17 protein-coding genes are annotated in these 16,717 nt (G+C 61.3%); 2 read left to right on the top strand and 15 right to left on the bottom strand.

What is annotated here, in order from left to right; all coding sequences use genetic code 11:
* Window positions 1-2,327: transglycosylase domain-containing protein (locus VJR29_10405; protein ID HKY63821.1), on the bottom strand; the 2,327-nt coding region annotated here is incomplete at its 3' end.
* Window positions 2,328-2,513: 186 nt separating this feature from the next.
* On the opposite strand from VJR29_10405, the gene VJR29_10400 reads away from it, so the two are divergent.
* Entirely contained in the window at window positions 2,514-3,104 is a 591-nt protein-coding gene (locus tag VJR29_10400; protein HKY63820.1) for a hypothetical protein, read from the top strand.
* Window positions 3,105-3,166: 62 nt separating this feature from the next.
* On the opposite strand, the gene VJR29_10395 is transcribed toward VJR29_10400, so the two are convergent.
* From VJR29_10395 to VJR29_10330, 14 genes are all read right to left on the bottom strand, one after another.
* Complete coding sequence (locus VJR29_10395; GenBank protein ID HKY63819.1) at window positions 3,167-3,376, bottom strand: cold-shock protein; 210 nt, start codon at window positions 3,374-3,376, stop codon at window positions 3,167-3,169.
* Window positions 3,377-3,568: 192 nt separating this feature from the next.
* Entirely contained in the window at window positions 3,569-3,940 is a 372-nt protein-coding gene (locus tag VJR29_10390; GenBank protein HKY63818.1) for a septum formation initiator family protein, read from the bottom strand.
* Window positions 3,941-4,141: 201 nt separating this feature from the next.
* Entirely contained in the window at window positions 4,142-5,173 is a 1,032-nt protein-coding gene (gene ruvB / locus VJR29_10385; protein ID HKY63817.1) for a Holliday junction branch migration DNA helicase RuvB, read from the bottom strand.
* 15 nt (window positions 5,174-5,188) lie between these two features.
* Window positions 5,189-7,057, bottom strand: a complete 1,869-nt coding sequence (locus tag VJR29_10380; GenBank protein ID HKY63816.1) for a DUF4153 domain-containing protein — start codon at window positions 7,055-7,057, stop codon at window positions 5,189-5,191.
* A 106-nt stretch (window positions 7,058-7,163) separates the two neighbouring features.
* The gene (gene ruvA, locus VJR29_10375; protein HKY63815.1) at window positions 7,164-7,760 is read right to left on the bottom strand and encodes a Holliday junction branch migration protein RuvA; all 597 of its coding nucleotides are present in this window, start codon (window positions 7,758-7,760) and stop codon (window positions 7,164-7,166) included.
* The gene (gene ruvC / locus VJR29_10370; GenBank protein HKY63814.1) at window positions 7,757-8,248 is read right to left on the bottom strand and encodes a crossover junction endodeoxyribonuclease RuvC; all 492 of its coding nucleotides are present in this window, start codon (window positions 8,246-8,248) and stop codon (window positions 7,757-7,759) included. Before ruvC ends, ruvA begins: the two co-directional genes overlap by 4 nt.
* A 59-nt stretch (window positions 8,249-8,307) precedes the next feature.
* Window positions 8,308-9,057: a YebC/PmpR family DNA-binding transcriptional regulator gene (locus VJR29_10365; protein HKY63813.1), complete on the bottom strand. Its 750-nt coding sequence runs from the start codon at window positions 9,055-9,057 to the stop codon at window positions 8,308-8,310.
* A gap of 97 nt (window positions 9,058-9,154) precedes the next feature.
* Window positions 9,155-10,171 carry a hypothetical protein gene (locus VJR29_10360; protein HKY63812.1) on the bottom strand — a complete coding sequence of 339 codons (1,017 nt, stop codon included), beginning with the start codon at window positions 10,169-10,171 and terminating at the stop codon, window positions 9,155-9,157.
* Between the two features lie 177 nt (window positions 10,172-10,348).
* The gene (locus VJR29_10355; protein HKY63811.1) at window positions 10,349-12,070 is read right to left on the bottom strand and encodes an RDD family protein; all 1,722 of its coding nucleotides are present in this window, start codon (window positions 12,068-12,070) and stop codon (window positions 10,349-10,351) included.
* Between the two features lie 7 nt (window positions 12,071-12,077).
* Window positions 12,078-12,824: a glycerophosphodiester phosphodiesterase family protein gene (locus VJR29_10350; GenBank protein ID HKY63810.1), complete on the bottom strand. Its 747-nt coding sequence runs from the start codon at window positions 12,822-12,824 to the stop codon at window positions 12,078-12,080.
* Window positions 12,821-13,570 carry an RsmE family RNA methyltransferase gene (locus VJR29_10345; GenBank protein HKY63809.1) on the bottom strand — a complete coding sequence of 250 codons (750 nt, stop codon included), beginning with the start codon at window positions 13,568-13,570 and terminating at the stop codon, window positions 12,821-12,823. Before VJR29_10345 ends, VJR29_10350 begins: the two co-directional genes overlap by 4 nt.
* A gap of 8 nt (window positions 13,571-13,578) precedes the next feature.
* A complete protein-coding gene (locus tag VJR29_10340) occupies window positions 13,579-14,340 on the bottom strand; it encodes a 3-hydroxyacyl-CoA dehydrogenase (protein HKY63808.1) in 762 nt (253 codons plus the stop codon).
* Between the two features lie 7 nt (window positions 14,341-14,347).
* On the bottom strand, window positions 14,348-15,532 hold the full coding sequence (locus tag VJR29_10335) for an HRDC domain-containing protein (GenBank protein ID HKY63807.1): 1,185 nt from the start codon (window positions 15,530-15,532) through the stop codon (window positions 14,348-14,350).
* A gap of 28 nt (window positions 15,533-15,560) precedes the next feature.
* Entirely contained in the window at window positions 15,561-16,133 is a 573-nt protein-coding gene (locus VJR29_10330) for a hypothetical protein (GenBank protein HKY63806.1), read from the bottom strand.
* 145 nt (window positions 16,134-16,278) lie between these two features.
* Here VJR29_10330 and sugE point away from each other — a divergent pair, with 145 nt between their 5' ends.
* On the top strand, window positions 16,279-16,596 hold the full coding sequence (gene sugE, locus VJR29_10325) for a quaternary ammonium compound efflux SMR transporter SugE (GenBank protein HKY63805.1): 318 nt from the start codon (window positions 16,279-16,281) through the stop codon (window positions 16,594-16,596).
* The last annotated feature ends 121 nt before the right edge of the window (window positions 16,597-16,717 follow it).

Genomic DNA, 16,717 nt, shown 5'->3' with positions numbered 1-16,717 from the left:
GCGGCCGGCTTTTTCAGCGCCAAAACCCGGGTGCCGGTTCCGGCCCGAACCACGTCCCGCAGGATGCTGACCATCGCCATCGCGGTCTTGGGCGTGATCACGTAGCCCGGCGGAATGTAGTCGCCATAAAGGACTTTCTTCTCGTACTCGGTCAAGTTGAGCCCGTCGTCCTTGGTCGACTTGTCGCCGGCTTCGACCAAGTCTTGGCGGAAGCCCATCTCGTCGATCGATTTTTGGCCGCTGCCCATCGGCATCGTCTCGGGCTTGGTCTCGGCCGAGGCGGTCGGGCCGCTTTCGGGCTCCGCCGGCTTGGCCGGCTTATCCGGCGAATCGCCGGCTTTGATTTCCTGGTAGCTGATCAGGAAGGGCGTCGTCGGGGGCGTGAACTCCTCGATCACCTTACCGCTGGGATCGACGATTTTGGTGATGATGTGGGTCTGAGGCAGGATGCCGCCGGTGACGAAGGCCCCGTAGGCGGTGGCCAGCTCCTCGAGCAGGATGTCGTTGGCGCCCAGGGCCATCGAATAATACTTGAAGATCGGCGTATGAATGCCGAGCTTGCGCATGAAGCCGGCGGCGTAGTGAGTGCCGATGTCCATCAAGATGCGGACGGTGACGACGTTGCGCGAGTTGACCAAGGCATTGCGGAAGACGGTGGGACCGTAATACTTGCCGCCGTAGTTCTTGGGCTTCCAGAATTTACCGGGCGACTCCTCATAGACGATCGGCGAATCCATCACCACCGTGCTGGTGGTGTAGCCCTTATCCAGCGCCGCGGCATAGATCAGCGGTTTGATCGAGGAGCCGGGCTGGCGGAGGGCCTGGGTGGCCCGGTTGAACTCGCTCTTGGTGAAGTCGCGGCCGCCGACGATGGCTTTCACCGCGCCGCTGAAGGGTTCATAGGAGAACAGCGCGGCCTGAACTTCCGAAGATTGATCGAGAACAAAGGCGTTGTTGGCGGTGGTGATCGCCGACTTGGCCTTGGGGCTGGCCGCCTTCATCTGGACTTCGATCACGTCGCCGGCCGCCGGCTGCCAGGGCTTGGCGCCGTGGGCCGGGGTTTTGGCCCAGTTTAAATCTTCTTTCGAGATGACGCCCTCGGCCCTTCCAACCAGGATCTTGATCCCCCGGTCATTGGCCTCGGTCACCACGCCCAGATAGCGCTGGCCGGGCTTGAGCGGGGTCGGCTCGGCCATCGATTTTTTGTAGCCGGGATCGGAGAAGGAATCGACCTCGCCGGTCGATTTCATGAGGTCGAGATGGACTTTGTTGCCGAAGGCGAGGATCTCGTCTTTGGTGGCCAGATGCTGCAACGGTCCACGGAAGCCGAAGCGCTTGGCGTAGTTGTCGGTGCCTTCGACGACCGCTTGCTGGGCGGCTTGGTTCATTTCGAGGTTGGCGGTGGTGTAGATCTTCCAGCCGCCGGTGTAGAGGTCGTTGCCGTATTTCTTTTGGAGATCGCGCCGCACCTCCTCGACGAAGTAGGGCGCGTATTTGATGTTGAAGTCCTTGTCGACGCCGGCCTCATAGATCTTGAGCGGAAACTTCTTGGCGGCTTCGCCCTCGGCCTTGGTGGCGTAACCTTCCTCGACCATCCGGTCGATGACGTAGTGCATGCGCTGGACGGCGCGCTGGGGATTGACCAGCGGGTTGAAGAGCGAGGGGGCCTTGGCCAAACCGACGATCATCGCGATTTCGGCCAAGCTGAGCTCGTCGAGATTCTTGTGGAAGTAGTTCCGGGCCGCCGCGGCCACGCCGTAAGCCCGGTTTCCGAAGAAGGTTTGGTTGAGATAGATGTAGAGGATCTGATCCTTGTTGAGATTCTTCTCGATGCGGGTGGCCAGAATGGCTTCCTTGATCTTGCGATCGTAGGTCCGTTCCGGCGACAGGAGAAGGGCTTTGGTGACCTGCTGGGTGATCGTCGAGGCGCCCTGGACGACGTGGCCGGCCTGCAGGTTGCTGATGAAGGCGCGGACGATGCCGTAGGGATCGACGCCGGAGTGCTCGAAGAAGCGGTCGTCTTCGCTGGCGACGAAGCCTTCGATCAGCTTTTTCGGAATCTTGTCGATCGGCGTCAGGATTCGGGCTTCGGTCCAGAACTCGCCGATCTTGTTGCCGGCGTCGTCATAGACCTCGGCCATGACCGGGGGCCGATAATCCTCGATCTTGTCGAGCTTGGGCAGGTCGGCGGCGATGTGGAGGTAGAAGGCATAGCCGGCGATTCCGACGAGCACGGTCAAGACGACCAAGGCGACGCCGCTCCAGAGAAAGAAACGGAAAAGACGTGAGAGAAAGGATTTTTTAGGGGGTTTTGGCGAGCTAGACATAGGCTTTTGTCAGGACGTCGCTAGCATGCAGGGTAAGACCCGGCAATAGGAATAACGGCCGTTTCACGGCTTTGGCTTGAGAAAAAACCCTGACATTGCTTGACCTTTCGGCCGACGACCTTTACATCTTCTCGAATAAGCACAGAATATTCACCGTATTGGAATTCTGCTTGAAAAGGAGATTTTATGAAACGCTCGTTGAAGGTTTGGCTTCTGATGGGCGCCTTGCTTGCCGGCGGCGGTTTCGCCTGTAAGAAGGCCGAAAAAGCCCCGTCGACCGAGGCCACCGATACCAAGACCCTGGCGCCGACCGGCGCGGAAGGGGCCGCAGCTCCGGAACTTCCGCCGCCGCCACCCCCACCACCGCCGCCTCCGCCACCGGCGCCCGCCTTGACGCCACCGGCTCCGCCTTCGGCTCCCGTTGCGACGCCTTCCGCGATCACGCCGCCCAGCGGCTCGGCCGTTCCGCCTTCGGCTCCGACCGCCCCCAGCCTGCCGGCCGGCTCGCCGGCTCCGACCAGCAAGGATTTAGGCACGGTCACGCCGCCCTCGGGTACCGTGCCGAGCATGCCGACCGAGCCGGTTCCCGGCACCGGCGCTTTGCCGCCGGCTCCACCGCCGCCCCCGCCTCCGACAGGCACGAGCCCGGCCGCGCCTTCGGCTCCGACGAGCCCAGCGGCCCCCGAGGCACCGGTTGCTCCGGCGGCGCCGAGTGCACCTTCAGCTCCTGCCGCACCAGCGGCGCCCGCTGCACCTTCGGCTCCTAGTAGCTGGTAAAATTCCAAAAAAAACCCCGTTCCATTGCGGAACGGGGTTTTTCATTTCTCATCAAAGAAAAACTAAATTTTAAAAACGTTGGTCGCTTGCGGACCCTTGGCGCCGTTGGACAGGTCGAACTCGACGGTCTGTCCCTCGGACAGGGTCTTGTAGCCTTCGCCGGAGATGGCGGAGTAGTGAACGAACACATCCTGCCCGTTGTCCTGCTCGATAAAGCCGAAGCCCTTATTGTTATTGAACCACTTCACCTTACCGCGTTCACGATCTGCCATAGATACCTCCGTAAAAAAAATGCAGCCCTTGAATTAGGCGAGGCCAGCAACGGAATTGCCGCTGGAGTACGCATCGCGATCATTCAAGAACTGCATCATCGTTAAAACGACCTGCGCTTCCATGGCTATGAAGCGAAGGTTGGTATTGCTTAAGGTTGGGAAGATTCCCAGAGGCGCGGGCTATCTTAGCCCTCATTCCTTGTCAACTGGGGACTGAGTCGGGGCGGGCTTTTCGGCCGGTGAGTCGAGGACGACGAAGACCTCGTTGGGTCGCATGTAACCGAAGCGTTCTCGGGCTAAGTATTCGAGATGCCGGGGGTCCTTCAGCCTTTCGACCTCGGCCCGGAGCTCTTCCTGCTGGGTCAGGAGCTCGGAATTTTCTCCCTGGAGAGTTCTGTACAGAGTCTTGAGGCGGAGCAAATCGAGGATGCCGTTGTTGCTGAAGAGGGTCAGGAGGCCGAAACCGAAAATAATGAAGAGAGTGCCGCCGAGAAAGAAGCGGGTGAGCATCGGCTTGAGGCGACGGTCGCGAGCGGCTTTTTTGTTGTCGGATTTGGAGCGCAAGTCTCTCCCTCTCAGGATTTTGCGTTTTTAACACGAGGTCATCCTGAGCGCCAGCGAAGGATCTGCGACTGGCCAAGAAAAAGGCTAATCTGAATCCCTTCGTGTCTGCGGAAATGCTTCCGAAGACACGAAGGGACTTAAATCTTGCAAAGTATATTGGTAGGTCGCAGATCCTTCGCTTCGCTCAGGATGACAAGACGACTAAAACAAATTCTCCTGCTTATTGGACGCCGGCCGGGTCAGTCCAAAATATTGATAAGCCAAATCGGTGGCGATGCGGCCGCGCGGGGTGCGCTGGATGAATCCGCATTGGATGAGAAAGGGCTCATAAACGTCTTCGATGGTGTCTTTCTCCTCGCTGATCGCGCTGCTCAAGGTTTCGACGCCGACCGGGCCGCCGCCGAATTTTTCCAGGATGGTGGTGAGGATCTTGCGGTCCATGTGATCGAAGCCCTTTTCATCGACTTCGAGCAGTTGGAGGGCGGCCCGGGCGACCTGGGCATCGAGCAGGCCGGCGGCCTTGACCTGGGCATAGTCGCGGGAACGCTTGAGCAGGCGGTTGACGATGCGCGGGGTGCCCCGGGCCCGCTTGGCCAGCTCGCCGGCGCCTTCCTCGGTGGTCGGGATCTCGAGGATCCGGGCCGAACGCTTGACGATGGTCGCCAATTCCTCGGTGCTGTAAAAATCGAGCCGGGCCACCACCCCGAAGCGGTCGCGGAGCGGCGAAGTCAGGAGGCCGGCCCGAGTCGTGGCCCCGACCAAGGTGAAGCGCGGCAAATCGAGCTTGATCGTCTTGGCCGAAGGGCCTTGGCCGATGACGATGTCGAGCTGAAAGTCTTCCATTGCCGGGTAGAGGATCTCCTCGACGGTGGTGTTGAGCCGATGGATCTCGTCGATGAAGAGGACGTCTTTCTCTTCGAGGTTGGTGAGGAGGGCCGCCAGATCGCCGGGGCGCTCGATGGCCGGGCCCGAGGTCGACTTGATGTTGGCCCCCATTTCGTTGGCGATGATATTGGCCAGCGAGGTCTTGCCCAAGCCGGGTGGGCCCGAGAAGAGGCAATGGTCCAAGGGCTCGCCGCGCTGCTTGGCGGCTTGGATGAAGATGGCGAGCTTCTCCTTGATGCCGGTCTGTCCGACGTAGTCGGCCAAGCTTTGGGGGCGAAGCGAGCGGTCGATCAGCTCCTCTTCGGGAAGAGCCGCGGCGGCGTCGAGATGGAGATTCTCTCGCGACATTCTATCGGCCTTAGCTTAAGTCCTTTCCTGAAACAACAGCGAAAATCTCACCGACTCCGGCGAAATCCGCTGGCCGCGCTGCTCCAACCGTAGATGCTCGAAATCGATCCGGGCCGGCCGGCCGCCGAGCCGGGTCTCGAAGCTCATATCGGAGGGCGGCAAGTCGAAGGTCCGGTAATGGGCATCCTCGCCGGCCTTGATTTTCTCGGAGGCGTGCTTTTTCAGCAGCGCTTGAACCATCGGCTCGAGATCGATGTCGCCCAAGCGGCGGCCCTGGCGAAAAACCTCGATGCGGTAGCTCTCGGTACCGCGCCGGACGCAGAGCGGCGGCGAGCCCGCATATTGGTTGCAGTCGGAGCTGCTTTGGCCGGCCTCGAGAAATTGGATCGCCGAGGAGCTGAAATAAAGATCGTAACCCCGGATATTCAAGGCCTCATTCGAGCTTTGCTCCAGGAAATTGATGTTCACGACCTCGACCTCGAGCTCTTCCGGCGGCAGCGCGGGATCGCGCCGCAAGACCCGGAGAACGTCCATCGTCGAGCAAGGGCTCTCTTCATGATGACGGCTGCCCAGTAGCTCGCCGAAATAAGGTTGGAGAGCTTCGCAGCCGAGGCTTTCCTCGACGTAGGCGACCTGGCTTTCGAGTTGAGTCCGCCGCTTGGGATCGAGAGTCCGCAGCCGGGCTTGGTCGATCGGGAGGGGATTGCCGAGCATTTTCGCGAGACGGTTCTTTTGGCTGGCCTGGGTCAAGGGCACGGCGCTCCAGGGACCGGCCACGGTGGCCAGGGCCAATAGGCTCAAGCTGACGGGAATCCAGGCGATGTGGGGCCGGCGCGACAGGACGAGATAAAGGCAGAGGGCCGCGCCCCAGACCAAGAAAATCAAGCCGTAATAGCGCGGCGGCGTCCAGCCGAACTTTTGCACCAACCCGAAGGCCTGAATGGCGAAGATCGCCAAGAAGGGGAAGAGGGCCAGGAAAAAGCCTCGGCGGTAGATTTTCAACCAGCGCTGCCGGGCATCTTCTTCCAGCGGGTAGAGCAAGAGGTAGGTCAAAAGTCCGAAGCCGCCCAGCGTCAGGAAGGCGCTGACGCCGGTGGCCTGCAGCGAAAAGCCGCCCGAAAGCTTGATCAGCATCCAGAGCGCCAGCGAGGCGCCGATGATCAGGATCAGCGGAAGCAGGACGAATTGAGCGAAAAATTTCAAAGCCCGCGGATAGGGTTGGGGAGCGGCTTCCAAGCCATCGAAATCCTCGGGAACGCCGGCGAGGAAAAACCAGGTGTTGAACACGCCGACGAGCAGCACCGACAGCACGATCTGGAGGATCTCGAGCGGGAATTTCGCCAGAATGGATCGCAGCACCACCAAGAAGAGGGTGATGCCGAGCATCAAGGTCCCCGAGAAAAGCAGCCCCAAGAGGAAGCGCAAAAAAATGCGGCGGTTGTATTCCCAAAAAGCCCGGGGTTGCCGATAGCCGAGAAAGGGGGCGTAGGCGGCGAAGAGATGGAGGGCCACGGCCAGCCCCGCGATTTCGAGGATGAAGGAGAGAGGATGGGAGGAAGGCGGGAAGGTCCGAATCCGCCAGTAATAAAGCGCCAGAGTCGCCGCGCCGATCAACAATGGCCCGAGCGTTTTCCAGCGACCTTTCCAACGGCGCTCGGCGATCAAGCTCAAGCTGTAGAGCCAGGAAATCCCCAAGATGCAGGGAATCAGCAACATCCAATGGGGAGATTCGGCGCCGAGGCGGTCGGTCAGCAGGCCATGGATGAATACCACCGAGGCTAGGGTGGCCACGATCAGGACGCCGGGAAAGCGTCGCAGGGCACGGCCGGCGGCAAGCCGGATGGCCGCTAGTCCACTGGAGGCTTCTTCGTGAGAAGATTGCATGCTTGCCTTTCGGGGGCGCGGGCCTAAAGGCCCTTGCTACGAGATCTTGTGCGGCGGGATCTTGTAGCGAGGGGCTTTAGCCCCGCTCTTCATCCGAGCCTGAACTTTAAGATAAAGCCTTCAGCCCTTCGCGGACCAGCCGCTCCAAGGGAAGCTCGGCGGCGCCGGGCACCGACTTCAGCGCCTTTTGGGCCTCTTGTCGGGTGTAACCAAGGTTCATCAAGGCGCTGGTCGCCTCTTCGGAAAGCGAGGTTGGCGCCGAGGGATGAACTTCCATCGCCGACTCGCCATGGCCGAGCCAGGCCAAGACTTTATCTTTCAACTCCACGATGAGGCGCTCGGCGGTTTTTTTGCCGATCCCGGAGATGGCCGTGAGCCGGACCAAGTCCTCGCTGCGGATCGCCGCGGCCAAGTCCTCGACCGGCAGGCCCGACATGATGGTGAGGGCCAACTTGGGGCCGACGTTGCTGACCTGGATCAGCTTGAGGAAGAGCTCCTTTTCGGAAGAGCGCTTGAAGCCGTAAAGGCTGATATTGTCCTCGCGGACGACGGTGTGAATTTTGAGCTCGACCTCGGAGCCGGGCAGGGGCAGCGAAAGCAGGACGTTCTTGGGAAGAAAAACCAGGTAACCGACGCCGCCGGTGAGCACCACCGCGTAATCCGGCCCGACTTCGGCAAGCGTTCCTTGAAGGTAGGCGATCATCCGACTTTCACCTTTCGGGCCATCCGGTAGGAGCTGAGATGGCAGAGCGCCACCGCCAAGGCATCGGAGGCGTCGGCGAAGGCTTCGCCCGGCAGCTTGAGCAGAGCCTTCACCATCCTTTGAATTTGCTCCTTGGAAGCATGGCCGTAACCGGTCACCGCCTGCTTGACTTGGAGGGCGGTATACTCATGGAGCGGCAGCTTGGCTCGGGCCACCGCGACCATGGCGGCTCCGCGGGCATGGCCGAGCTTGAGAGTGCTGCTGACGTTCTTGGCGACGAAGATGTTTTCGATGGCGACGGCGTCGGGCGAGTGGAGCTGGAGCAGCGCTTCGACCCGGTCATGGATGAAGCAGATCCGGTCGCCGAAGGCGAGCTTGGTGGGCGGGAAGATTCCCCCGTTGTCGATGTGCAGGCTGCGGCCCTTGATCTCCTCGACCAGACCATAGCCGGTGACGACACAACCCGGATCGATGCCCAGTATCCTCATCTATCCCTCTGTCGCGCGGTTTGCCTGGCGACATTAAGTCGCCAGTTTGCCCGCTTGACCTATTTCGCCAGCTTCTCCATTTCGGCTTCGGAAATGTCGAAGTTGGCGTAGACGTTTTGAACGTCGTCGTGGTCCTCGACGTTCTCCATGAGCTTCAGCATTTTCTCGGCGGCCTCGCCGCTGAGCTGAACCGAATTTTGCGGCACCAAGCCGAGGGCTGCCCGGATCGGCTGAATGCCCTTGGCCTTGATGGCGTTCAGCACCGCCTCGAAGGCGGAGGGGTCGGTGGTCACGTCGAAGGCGTCGCCCAAATCTTGGATGTCCTCGGCGCCGGCATCGAGGGCCACTTCCATCAGCGTCTCTTCGCTGGCGGCCTTTTTATCGACGGTAATGGTGCCCTTCTTGTGGAAGATCCAGCCGACCGAGCCCGATTCGCCCATGTTGCCGCCGCCTTTGCCCAGCAAATGGCGGATCTCGGCGACGGTGCGGTTTTTATTGTCGGTCAAAACCTCGATCATGATGGCCACGCCGCCGGGACCATAGGCTTCGTAGGTGATCTCTTCGTAGTTCACGCCTTCGAGCTCGCCCGAGCCGCGCTTGATGGCGCGCTGGATGTTGTCGTGGGGCATGTTCTCGGCCTTGGCCGCGTCGACCGCGGTCCGGAGGCGCGGATTGCCGCCGATGTCGCCGCCGCCCATCTTGGCGGCGACGGTGATTTCCTTGATCAGCTTGGAGAAGATGCGGCCGCGCTTGGCGTCGGTGGCGCCTTTCTTGCGTTTGATCGTTGCCCATTTGGAATGACCCGACATTTGGAAAACCTCAGAAATTCAGTGGTTTAAAGCTAGGTTGCTGTCTCTCGGGATAACCGAGGCCGAGCATTTTCTCAAGGGCAATTTCGCCGCCACCCTAATCGAGGGCGTAAGTTGAAACGCCGAAGCGGGCCAAGGCCTGGGCCGACGGGGCATCCTCGGCGCGATGCAGGGCCAAGGCCATTGGCCCCAAGTGAAGGGAGCGGCGCAGTCGCCTTAACTCCCAGCGCCGCTTCAGTCCCGCCAAGCCGCGTGAAGACTTGGGCTCCGGCGTCGACTCCGCCACGGCGAGCTCCCGCAAAAAGCCGGGGGGAGCCAAAACGACTTCGGGCGCGAAACGCTTCAGCCATGCTCGGAAGGAAGCGCGTGGCGGCGGCAGGATGGCCTGGGCACCCCGAAGAATCGGCCAATAGAGAGCCGCGATTCGGCTCGGGGTCTGGCTAAGATCGGTTTGAGCCAAAAGCCGGCGGAAGCTTCGGTTACCCAATTGGCGATCGAGGCGGGCGGCGAGCTCGTTGACATGTCCATAAGTCAAAGAGGATTCGCGGATCAGGCCATCGGGATCGACTCGGATCGGGCTCAGCACCGTCTGGAGATCGGCGCTTTCACGCAGCCGCCGAAAGGCCGCGTGGTGCTTGGCCTCGCAGCGGATGCCGGAATTGAAGATTCGCCGGAAGCTGTCGACCGGCAAGCCTTCCGGGCTTTCCGCTCCCTCTTGGGTTCGAATGATCCGATGCAGGCCTTTCAAGCCCCGAAACAGCTCCGGCGGCGGCAAGGCGCTGCCGGCGAAGAAGAAGGCCGGCGGAAAGCGTTTGAACAAGGCCGCCATGGCGGCATCGGGGACCCCCTTGGGCAGGGGCAAGGTTCTCAAGCCGACGGTCAGGGCGCCGAGCTCGGCGTAGATCCACTCCGGCTCATCGGAAGCGACCAGGTAGAAGTACTCGCCCTCGCGGGCGCCGGCCTCGAGCAAGCCCATGCCGAAATGCTTGGCTTTCGATTTGACGAACCACCAGGGCAGGTCGTGGTAGGCGCCACCGTATTCAAGCCCTAGGGCCGGCGACTCGGCCTGCAGCTTGGCGACTTCGTAGAAGCGTTGGACGAGGGTGCGGGTCATGATTCAGGTCATCCTGAGCGAAGCGAAGGATCTGCGACTGACCAAGGATCTTTGCAAGCTCCAAGTCCCTTCGTGTCTTCGGAAAAATTCCGTAGATACGAAGGAACCCCGTATTTCACAAATTCCTTGGCAGGTCGCAGATCCTTCGCTTCGCTCAGGATGACACGATTCATCGGTTTACTGCAATTCGAAGGTCTTCTCGAAGGAGAACTGGGTGTTGGCCACGACGTCGTGGACCGTGATCATGACGCGGTATTTTCCGAGCGGCGACTCCCGCGAAAGCTTGATCTGGTTGGCGAAGAGCATGCTGGGCTTGTCGTCCTTCAGGACCTTGGTCAAAGCGACGACCTTGGGCTGATTGACGACGACCTTGCCTTCGGGGCTCTCGACCAAAAGATCCTCGGTGACCGAAGATTCCTGCTGATCGTTGAGGGTCAGCCCCTGGATCTTGAAGAAGACGAAGATCAGATCGCCGGCGCGGAAGACCCCGTCCTTGCGGATCTGGCCGGGGGCCGGTCCGTTGGCGAAATAAAATTCGACCAGGTTGAGCTTGTCCGAGGTCGAGGCCGGCAGCGGATTGGGATTGCGCGGCTTTTCCTCCGGCTTGGGCTGGGGCAGGGGCGCCCCGTTCTTCGGAGCCGGGGCCGGGCTAGGCGGACGCTTCAGCGGCTTGGCGCCGGGCAAGAAAACACGCCAGCCTTGCCAGGGGCTGAGGCCGTAATCGCGGCGGATGAAATTGTTCTCGTTGCGGAAGCCGGTCCAGAGCACCGCCAACACCAAGAAGGCGGCCGCGGTCGCCCCGATCCAGGCCGAATGGGATGCCGGCTTGGCGATCACCAGGGTGTCAGCCACGAGGTCGCCCAGTCTTTGCTTGTGGCGGGTGAGGGCCATGAGCGGATAGCCGATGAAGTAGTCGATCGGCCGGAAGAGATTCCGCAGCAGGGCCGAAGTTCCGTCGGGCGGCTCGCCGTTGTCGAGGACGACTTGGCGCTTGAAGAGGGCCTTGCCCGGCGTCGAGCCGGTGAGGAATTCCAAAATCGCGTAATAGAGGACGAAGATCGCCGGCAAGCTCAGGTAAAGCACGAAGGAAAAGAGCGGATGAGTGGGCCGCATCCAAAGGATGAGGCCATAGAGCAGACCCAGCGAAAGGAAAAGATCCACCGCTTCGGCCATCAAGCGGCTCAAAGTCGACGCTAAGGGCGTTCGACCCAAGTCGACCGCCGGCAAATAACGCCGGGTTTTCTTGATGACTAGAGTTTTGGCCGCCCGATCGCCCAACCTTTGTTGGAGCGGCGAGGACTCCATGGCGATGACCGCGATCAAAAAGCCCAGCGGGTAGTCGATGAGCCGGAGGAAATTGCGGATGAAGACATTGCCCAAGGAAGCGGGCTGGCCGTTTTCCTCGATGACCCGCAGCCGGCAGACCAGCTTGCCGAGGGTGGCGCCGACCACCGATTCCATGGCGACATAGTAAAAGAAGAGCACGCCCAGGCTGAGTCCGATGTGAACGGCGAAGCGGCCCCGGCCTTGATGAAGGGCTTGAATGGTCGGCATGTCGAAGAAGCGGATCAGGCCCCAACCCACCAGCCAATAGACGTAGAAGCCCAGGAGAGAATCGAGAAAGAAGGCCGCGAAACGGTCGCGCGAAGGGGCCGGCGTGTAAGTCCCCACCGGCTGGGGCCGGGGCGGGGGCATTCTGGGCTCGGGATGGACGATGACCGGCGCCGGCGGCGGGGTATAGACCGGCTCCTGGCGCGGCGGCGGACCTCGGCGTTGGACCGGGACCGGCTCGGCCATCGGGGTGGTGTTTTCGTCGTGGACGATGACCCGAGAAGACTTCTTCTTATATTCGATCTCGGTCAGCTCTTCGTCATCGTCGTCGTCCCAATTCAGGGGCATGGCATCCTCATGAGGCGGGCATTTGGTGCAGCGCGTTAAGCGCCCAACCCGGATCATCGGTGATGATACCATCGACGCCCAATCCGATGCACGCCTCTAATTGTTGGAAATCATTGATGGTCCAAACGATGACTTTTTGCTTTTTGGCGTGGGCGCGTTGAACTTTTTTCTCCTGGAGGAGACCGAAGGAGGGGTGGATCGAGTAAGGCTTCAAAAAATTGGCCGACCAGCCATGCCGCATCGGCAAGGGCGAGCGCTCGAAGAGCAAGAGGCCCAGCCTCAGGGCCGGGTTGAGAGCCTGAAGCCGGAGCAGAATGGTCGGATTGAAGGAGCTGATCACCGCCCGGCGCAGCAGCTTGAATTTCAGGATCAGCTCGGCCACGTCGAGCTCGATGCCTCGGGAGCGGACGTCCATTCCCTTGATTTCGATGTTGATCAGCTTGAGGTCCTTGGCCCGATCCAAAACTTCGGAAAGGGTCGGAATCCGCTCGCCCCGGAATTGGGGTGCCTTATGCAAGCCGAAGTCGAGCTTGCGGAGCTCCTTGAGGCTCATGCGGTGGATGTCGCCTTCCTTACCGCTCAGGAGCTTGGTCTGGCGGTTGTGGGTCACCACCACTTCGCCGGAACCGCATTTCCAAACGTCGAATTCCAAGCCGTCGGCGCCGTGCTTGATGGCCAGATCGAAGGCGGCCATGGTGTTTTCGGGCGCCCAGGCGCTGGCCCCACGGTGGGCGATGATCAGGGGCTTGGTCATCGGTCTTTTCCTCCGGCGCATTGCCGCAGATGGAGATGGCTCAGCGCGGCGAGGGCAGCCGTCTCGCTGCGCAGCAACGCCGGTCCCAGGGAGGCGGGCTCGAACCCGAACTTTTCGGCGGCTCGGCATTCCCGATCGCTGAATCCGCCTTCGGGGCCGACCAGCAGGATCGTCATGCCGGCTTCCTTCTCGAGAACTTGAGAAAGGAGAGGGAGCTCTGCCCGCTCGCGCAGCAGGATCCGGGAACTCGCAGGGGCTTCGATCTCGAGGCGATCCAAGAATTCCTCCAAGCTCTCCGGCGCGTCGATCCGCATCAAAGTGTTTCTTTCACATTGCTTAAGTGTTTCTTGTGATATTTTCTTTAATCTATTGATTTTATTAATAGATATAGACTCCGACTTTGGCAGGCTTCCATGGCTTAAGCGCAGCAGGCTGAGCCGCTCGGCGCCGAGCTCGGTGGCTTTCTCGACCAGCCATTCGAGGCGGCTCATGCGAATCAGCCCGATCGCCAACCAAGCCGCCAAGCTCGGCGTCGAGGGAAAGGCCGACTCTTCGATCCAAAGGCCGTGCAGGGAATCGCCCTTGGCGACCAAACGGGCCTGACCGCGGCGGCCATCGGGCAAGCTGACTTCGAAGGTCGAGCCGGGCTTGACGCGCAGAACCCGCAGCAAATGGTGCCGCTGCTCGGTGGAGATTTCGAAGCGGCCGTCGGCTTGTGGAGTTTGGGCAAGGGGAAAGACCGGCATTCGCCCCTCTATTTCATTCCCATCCGCAGGGCGCCATCGAGGCGGATGACCTCGCCGTTGAGCATGGGATTCTCGACGATGTGCTTGGCCAAGGCCGCGAACTCGGCGGGCTTGCCGAGGCGCTTGGGGAAAGGCACTTGCTCGCCCAAGGACTGGCGGGCGGCTTCGGGCAGCAGGGCCAACATCGGGGTGTCGAAAATGCCGGGCGCGATGGTGAGGGCTCGGATGCCGAAAGCCGCCAAGTCCCGGGCTAGCGGCAGAGTGAGGGCGGCGATTCCGCCTTTGGAGGCGGCATAGGCGGTTTGGCCCATCTGGCCGTCGAAGGCGGCAATCGAGGCGGTGTTGATGAGGACGCCGCGCTCGCCGTTTTCGTCGGGCTCGTTCTCGGCCATCCGTTCGGCGGCCAGCCGGCAAACGTTGAAGGTGCCGACGAGGTTGACCTTGAGAGTGAGCTCGAAGGAATCGAGGTCGACGGCCTTGCCCTTTTGCAGGGTCTTGAGCGCGAAGGCGATGCCGGCGCAGTTGACCGCGACGTGAAGCGCGCCGAATTTCGCCTTGGCCGCGTCGAGGGCCTGCTGGACCTGCTCGCCGTTGCTCACATCGGCCGGCGTGAAGAGAGCGTCGATTTCCTGGGCCGCCTTTTCGTTGGTTTCCTTGGGCAAATCGATCACCGCGACGTGGGCGCCGCTCTTGGCGAAAGTTTCGGCCACTGCCCGGCCCAAGCCCGAGGCGCCGCCGGTCACCACCGCCGTCTTGCCTTGCAAATTCATTTCAACCTCACTCCAAGGACTCGATCTTGATCTTCCCGCTCTCGATCGACAGGGCCCGCTTGCCTTGCAGCATCGCGCGCAGCTCCTCGCCGACCAGCTCGCTCACCCTCGGCGAGCACAGCCCTTTTTCGACCCATTGCTTGGGGTCGGTCATATTATCAAGCACAATCTTGCGCAGCTCATGGGTCGTGAAAAGATGGCGGGCCGCGATCTCGTAGCGCTCGCTCAAGACCCGAAGATAGGCGCCGAGCAAGTCGACCACCCGAGCCTGGACCGCGGTCGGAATATTGGCTTGGGGCACCGGCGGCAGGGCCTCGTTGGGTTTGTCGAGGTGGAGCTTGATCTTTTCGATGAGGACCTTGCCTTGGCGTTGGATCTCGCCGGAGTTGAGGCCGCGGAATTTGCTGAGCTGGTCGACCGAGGTCGGGCGGGCATTGGCGATGTGGAAGAGGGTTTCGTCGTCGGCGATTCGGCGCCGCGGGATGTTCAGGGACCGAGCCCGCTGCTCCCGCCAAGCCACCAGCTCCCGGAGAATGGCGAAGGAGCGGGCCGAAATTCGTCCGCTCTTGGCGAGCTTTTCCGCGATCTCGGCCGAATTGTCGGAATAGAGTCGGCTGTTCTCGTAATAAGCGCTGAGCTCCATCGACCATTCCTTCCGGCCCAGCTTCTCGAGGCGCCGGAGGAGCCGCTGGCCGATGTCGACCAAATATTGGACATCGGAAAGGGCGTACTTCTTGAGCTCCTCGCCGATCGGCCGCTTGAGCCAATCGGTTCGGGCGTGGCTCTTGCCGACGTTCAAGCCCAGCTCCATCCGGATCAAGTCGCGGAGGCTGACGCTCTCGCCGAGCCCCAGCAGCCCGGCCGCCTCGAAGGTGTCGAGCGTCGGCGTCGCCGTGATGCCGTAGCTATGGAAGAGGCATTCTTGGTCGCCGTGGGCGCTATGCAGGACTTTGAGGATCCGGGGATCCTGCAGGACGGCCAGCAAGGGGGCCATCGCTTCATGGCGCAAAGCCAAGATGTCGACCAACCAAGCCTCCTCGCGGGTCGCGACTTGGATCAGGGCCAGCTTGGGAAGGTAAGTGCTCTCGCGGATGAATTCGGTGTCGAAGGCGATGATGTCTTGGGAGGCGAGCTTATCGGCCAGAGCCTTCAAGGACTCGGGCCGGTCGACCAGGTCGAAATGTAAATCCATCGGAAGACGCTAGCACGTCCTCCGCCGGCTAGCAAACCACTCCCGGCGGGAGGCGGCCGTGGGCCGGAGGCATCGGAATCCGGAAAAATCGGCGGCGCAAGGGGTTGCCGGCGGCGTCCTCGGTCAGGATGACGTCGAGGTGGTACCAAGCCGGATCGCCCGGGAAGCGCGCATAGACGTGGACCATGTATTCGTCGGGTTGGAGGGCCGGTCCGACGGCCATGGCTCCCGGCGCCGGGGCCGCCACCGAAGCCGGCGCGCCCTTCGCCTGGGCCTCGACGATGACGTTCGGATCGGTCGGTGGGACGGGGACCGTTTGACGATTCTGCAAAAAGCTCTGGAAGGACCATGGAATGATGTGGGGGTGGCGAAGCTCGACGCCGGTTCCATAGTAGGCCCGAATTTCGGCGACCGCGAAATCGACCCGGCGCCGGTCTTCGGCGCTTTGCGGCGCGTGCGGATTGGTATCGGGCGGCTGCGGCGGCATCGGCGGAGCCATCCGGGCCAATTCGGCGGCCGGCGGTTGGGAGGGGCCGATGTCGTTGGCATGGGTGGCTAGTGGAGTTAGGCTGAGGGCTAAAAGTAAGAGGGTCAATTTCATTGCGGCTCCTGTCATCCTGAGCGTAGCGAAGGATCTCCGACTGCCTTGGTCGGTATGAGATTCCTCGGCCACTTCGTGTCCTCGGAATGACAAGCACGACGCCGTATCTCGTGCGGCGGTTTTAAAAAAATGCTAAGCAGCCCCTATGCCTTGGATCTACCTTATCGTCGCCGGTTTATTGGAAGTCACCTGGGCCCTCGGGATGAAGAAGTCCGAGGGCTTCACCAAGCTTTGGCCCAGCCTTTTCACGGTCGCGGCCATGATCCTGAGCTTTTATTTTCTGGCCAAGGCTTTGAACCGGATTCCCATCGGCACGGCTTACGCCATTTGGACCGCCATCGGAGCGGTGGGAGTGGCGATTTGGGGGATGGTCTTCTTCGGCGAATCGGCGGCTTGGCCGCGCTTGCTCTGCCTGGCCTTGGTGGTCGCCGGCATCTTCGGCCTGAAGATGACTTCGGGGTAGCCAGGGCCTTCAGGCCCTGGCTAGATCATCGGCTCTTCCAAGCGCTTGAACTGGCGGATCTCCGGGAAAAGCCGGGTCCAGATCAGGACCACCGCCAGAGTCCCGGCGCCGCCGATCACCA

The sequence above is a fragment of the bacterium genome, assembly GCA_035281585.1.
In the GTDB taxonomy this organism is placed as follows: Bacteria; UBA10199; UBA10199; order DSSB01; family DSSB01; genus DATEDP01.
The sequence above is the reverse complement of the archived record's forward strand: the minus strand, read 5'-3'. Positions and strand labels throughout refer to the sequence as shown.

Excerpts from the sequence above, each read along its gene's own strand:
- VJR29_10400 (HKY63820.1), top strand. The coding sequence starts at position 2,514 with ATGAAACGCTCGTTGAAGGTTTGGCTTCTGATGGGCGCCTTGCTTGCC.
- VJR29_10395 (HKY63819.1), bottom strand. The coding sequence starts at position 3,376 with ATGGCAGATCGTGAACGCGGTAAGGTGAAGTGGTTCAATAACAATAAG.
- ruvB (HKY63817.1), bottom strand. The coding sequence starts at position 5,173 with ATGTCGCGAGAGAATCTCCATCTCGACGCCGCCGCGGCTCTTCCCGAA.
- VJR29_10380 (HKY63816.1), bottom strand. The coding sequence starts at position 7,057 with ATGCAATCTTCTCACGAAGAAGCCTCCAGTGGACTAGCGGCCATCCGG.
- ruvA (HKY63815.1), bottom strand. The coding sequence starts at position 7,760 with ATGATCGCCTACCTTCAAGGAACGCTTGCCGAAGTCGGGCCGGATTAC.
- ruvC (HKY63814.1), bottom strand. The coding sequence starts at position 8,248 with ATGAGGATACTGGGCATCGATCCGGGTTGTGTCGTCACCGGCTATGGT.
- VJR29_10365 (HKY63813.1), bottom strand. The coding sequence starts at position 9,057 with ATGTCGGGTCATTCCAAATGGGCAACGATCAAACGCAAGAAAGGCGCC.
- VJR29_10360 (HKY63812.1), bottom strand. The coding sequence starts at position 10,171 with ATGACCCGCACCCTCGTCCAACGCTTCTACGAAGTCGCCAAGCTGCAG.
- VJR29_10355 (HKY63811.1), bottom strand. The coding sequence starts at position 12,070 with ATGCCCCTGAATTGGGACGACGACGATGACGAAGAGCTGACCGAGATC.
- VJR29_10350 (HKY63810.1), bottom strand. The coding sequence starts at position 12,824 with ATGACCAAGCCCCTGATCATCGCCCACCGTGGGGCCAGCGCCTGGGCG.
- VJR29_10345 (HKY63809.1), bottom strand. The coding sequence starts at position 13,570 with ATGCCGGTCTTTCCCCTTGCCCAAACTCCACAAGCCGACGGCCGCTTC.
- VJR29_10340 (HKY63808.1), bottom strand. The coding sequence starts at position 14,340 with ATGAATTTGCAAGGCAAGACGGCGGTGGTGACCGGCGGCGCCTCGGGC.
- VJR29_10335 (HKY63807.1), bottom strand. The coding sequence starts at position 15,532 with ATGGATTTACATTTCGACCTGGTCGACCGGCCCGAGTCCTTGAAGGCT.
- VJR29_10330 (HKY63806.1), bottom strand. The coding sequence starts at position 16,133 with ATGAAATTGACCCTCTTACTTTTAGCCCTCAGCCTAACTCCACTAGCC.
- sugE (HKY63805.1), top strand. The coding sequence starts at position 16,279 with ATGCCTTGGATCTACCTTATCGTCGCCGGTTTATTGGAAGTCACCTGG.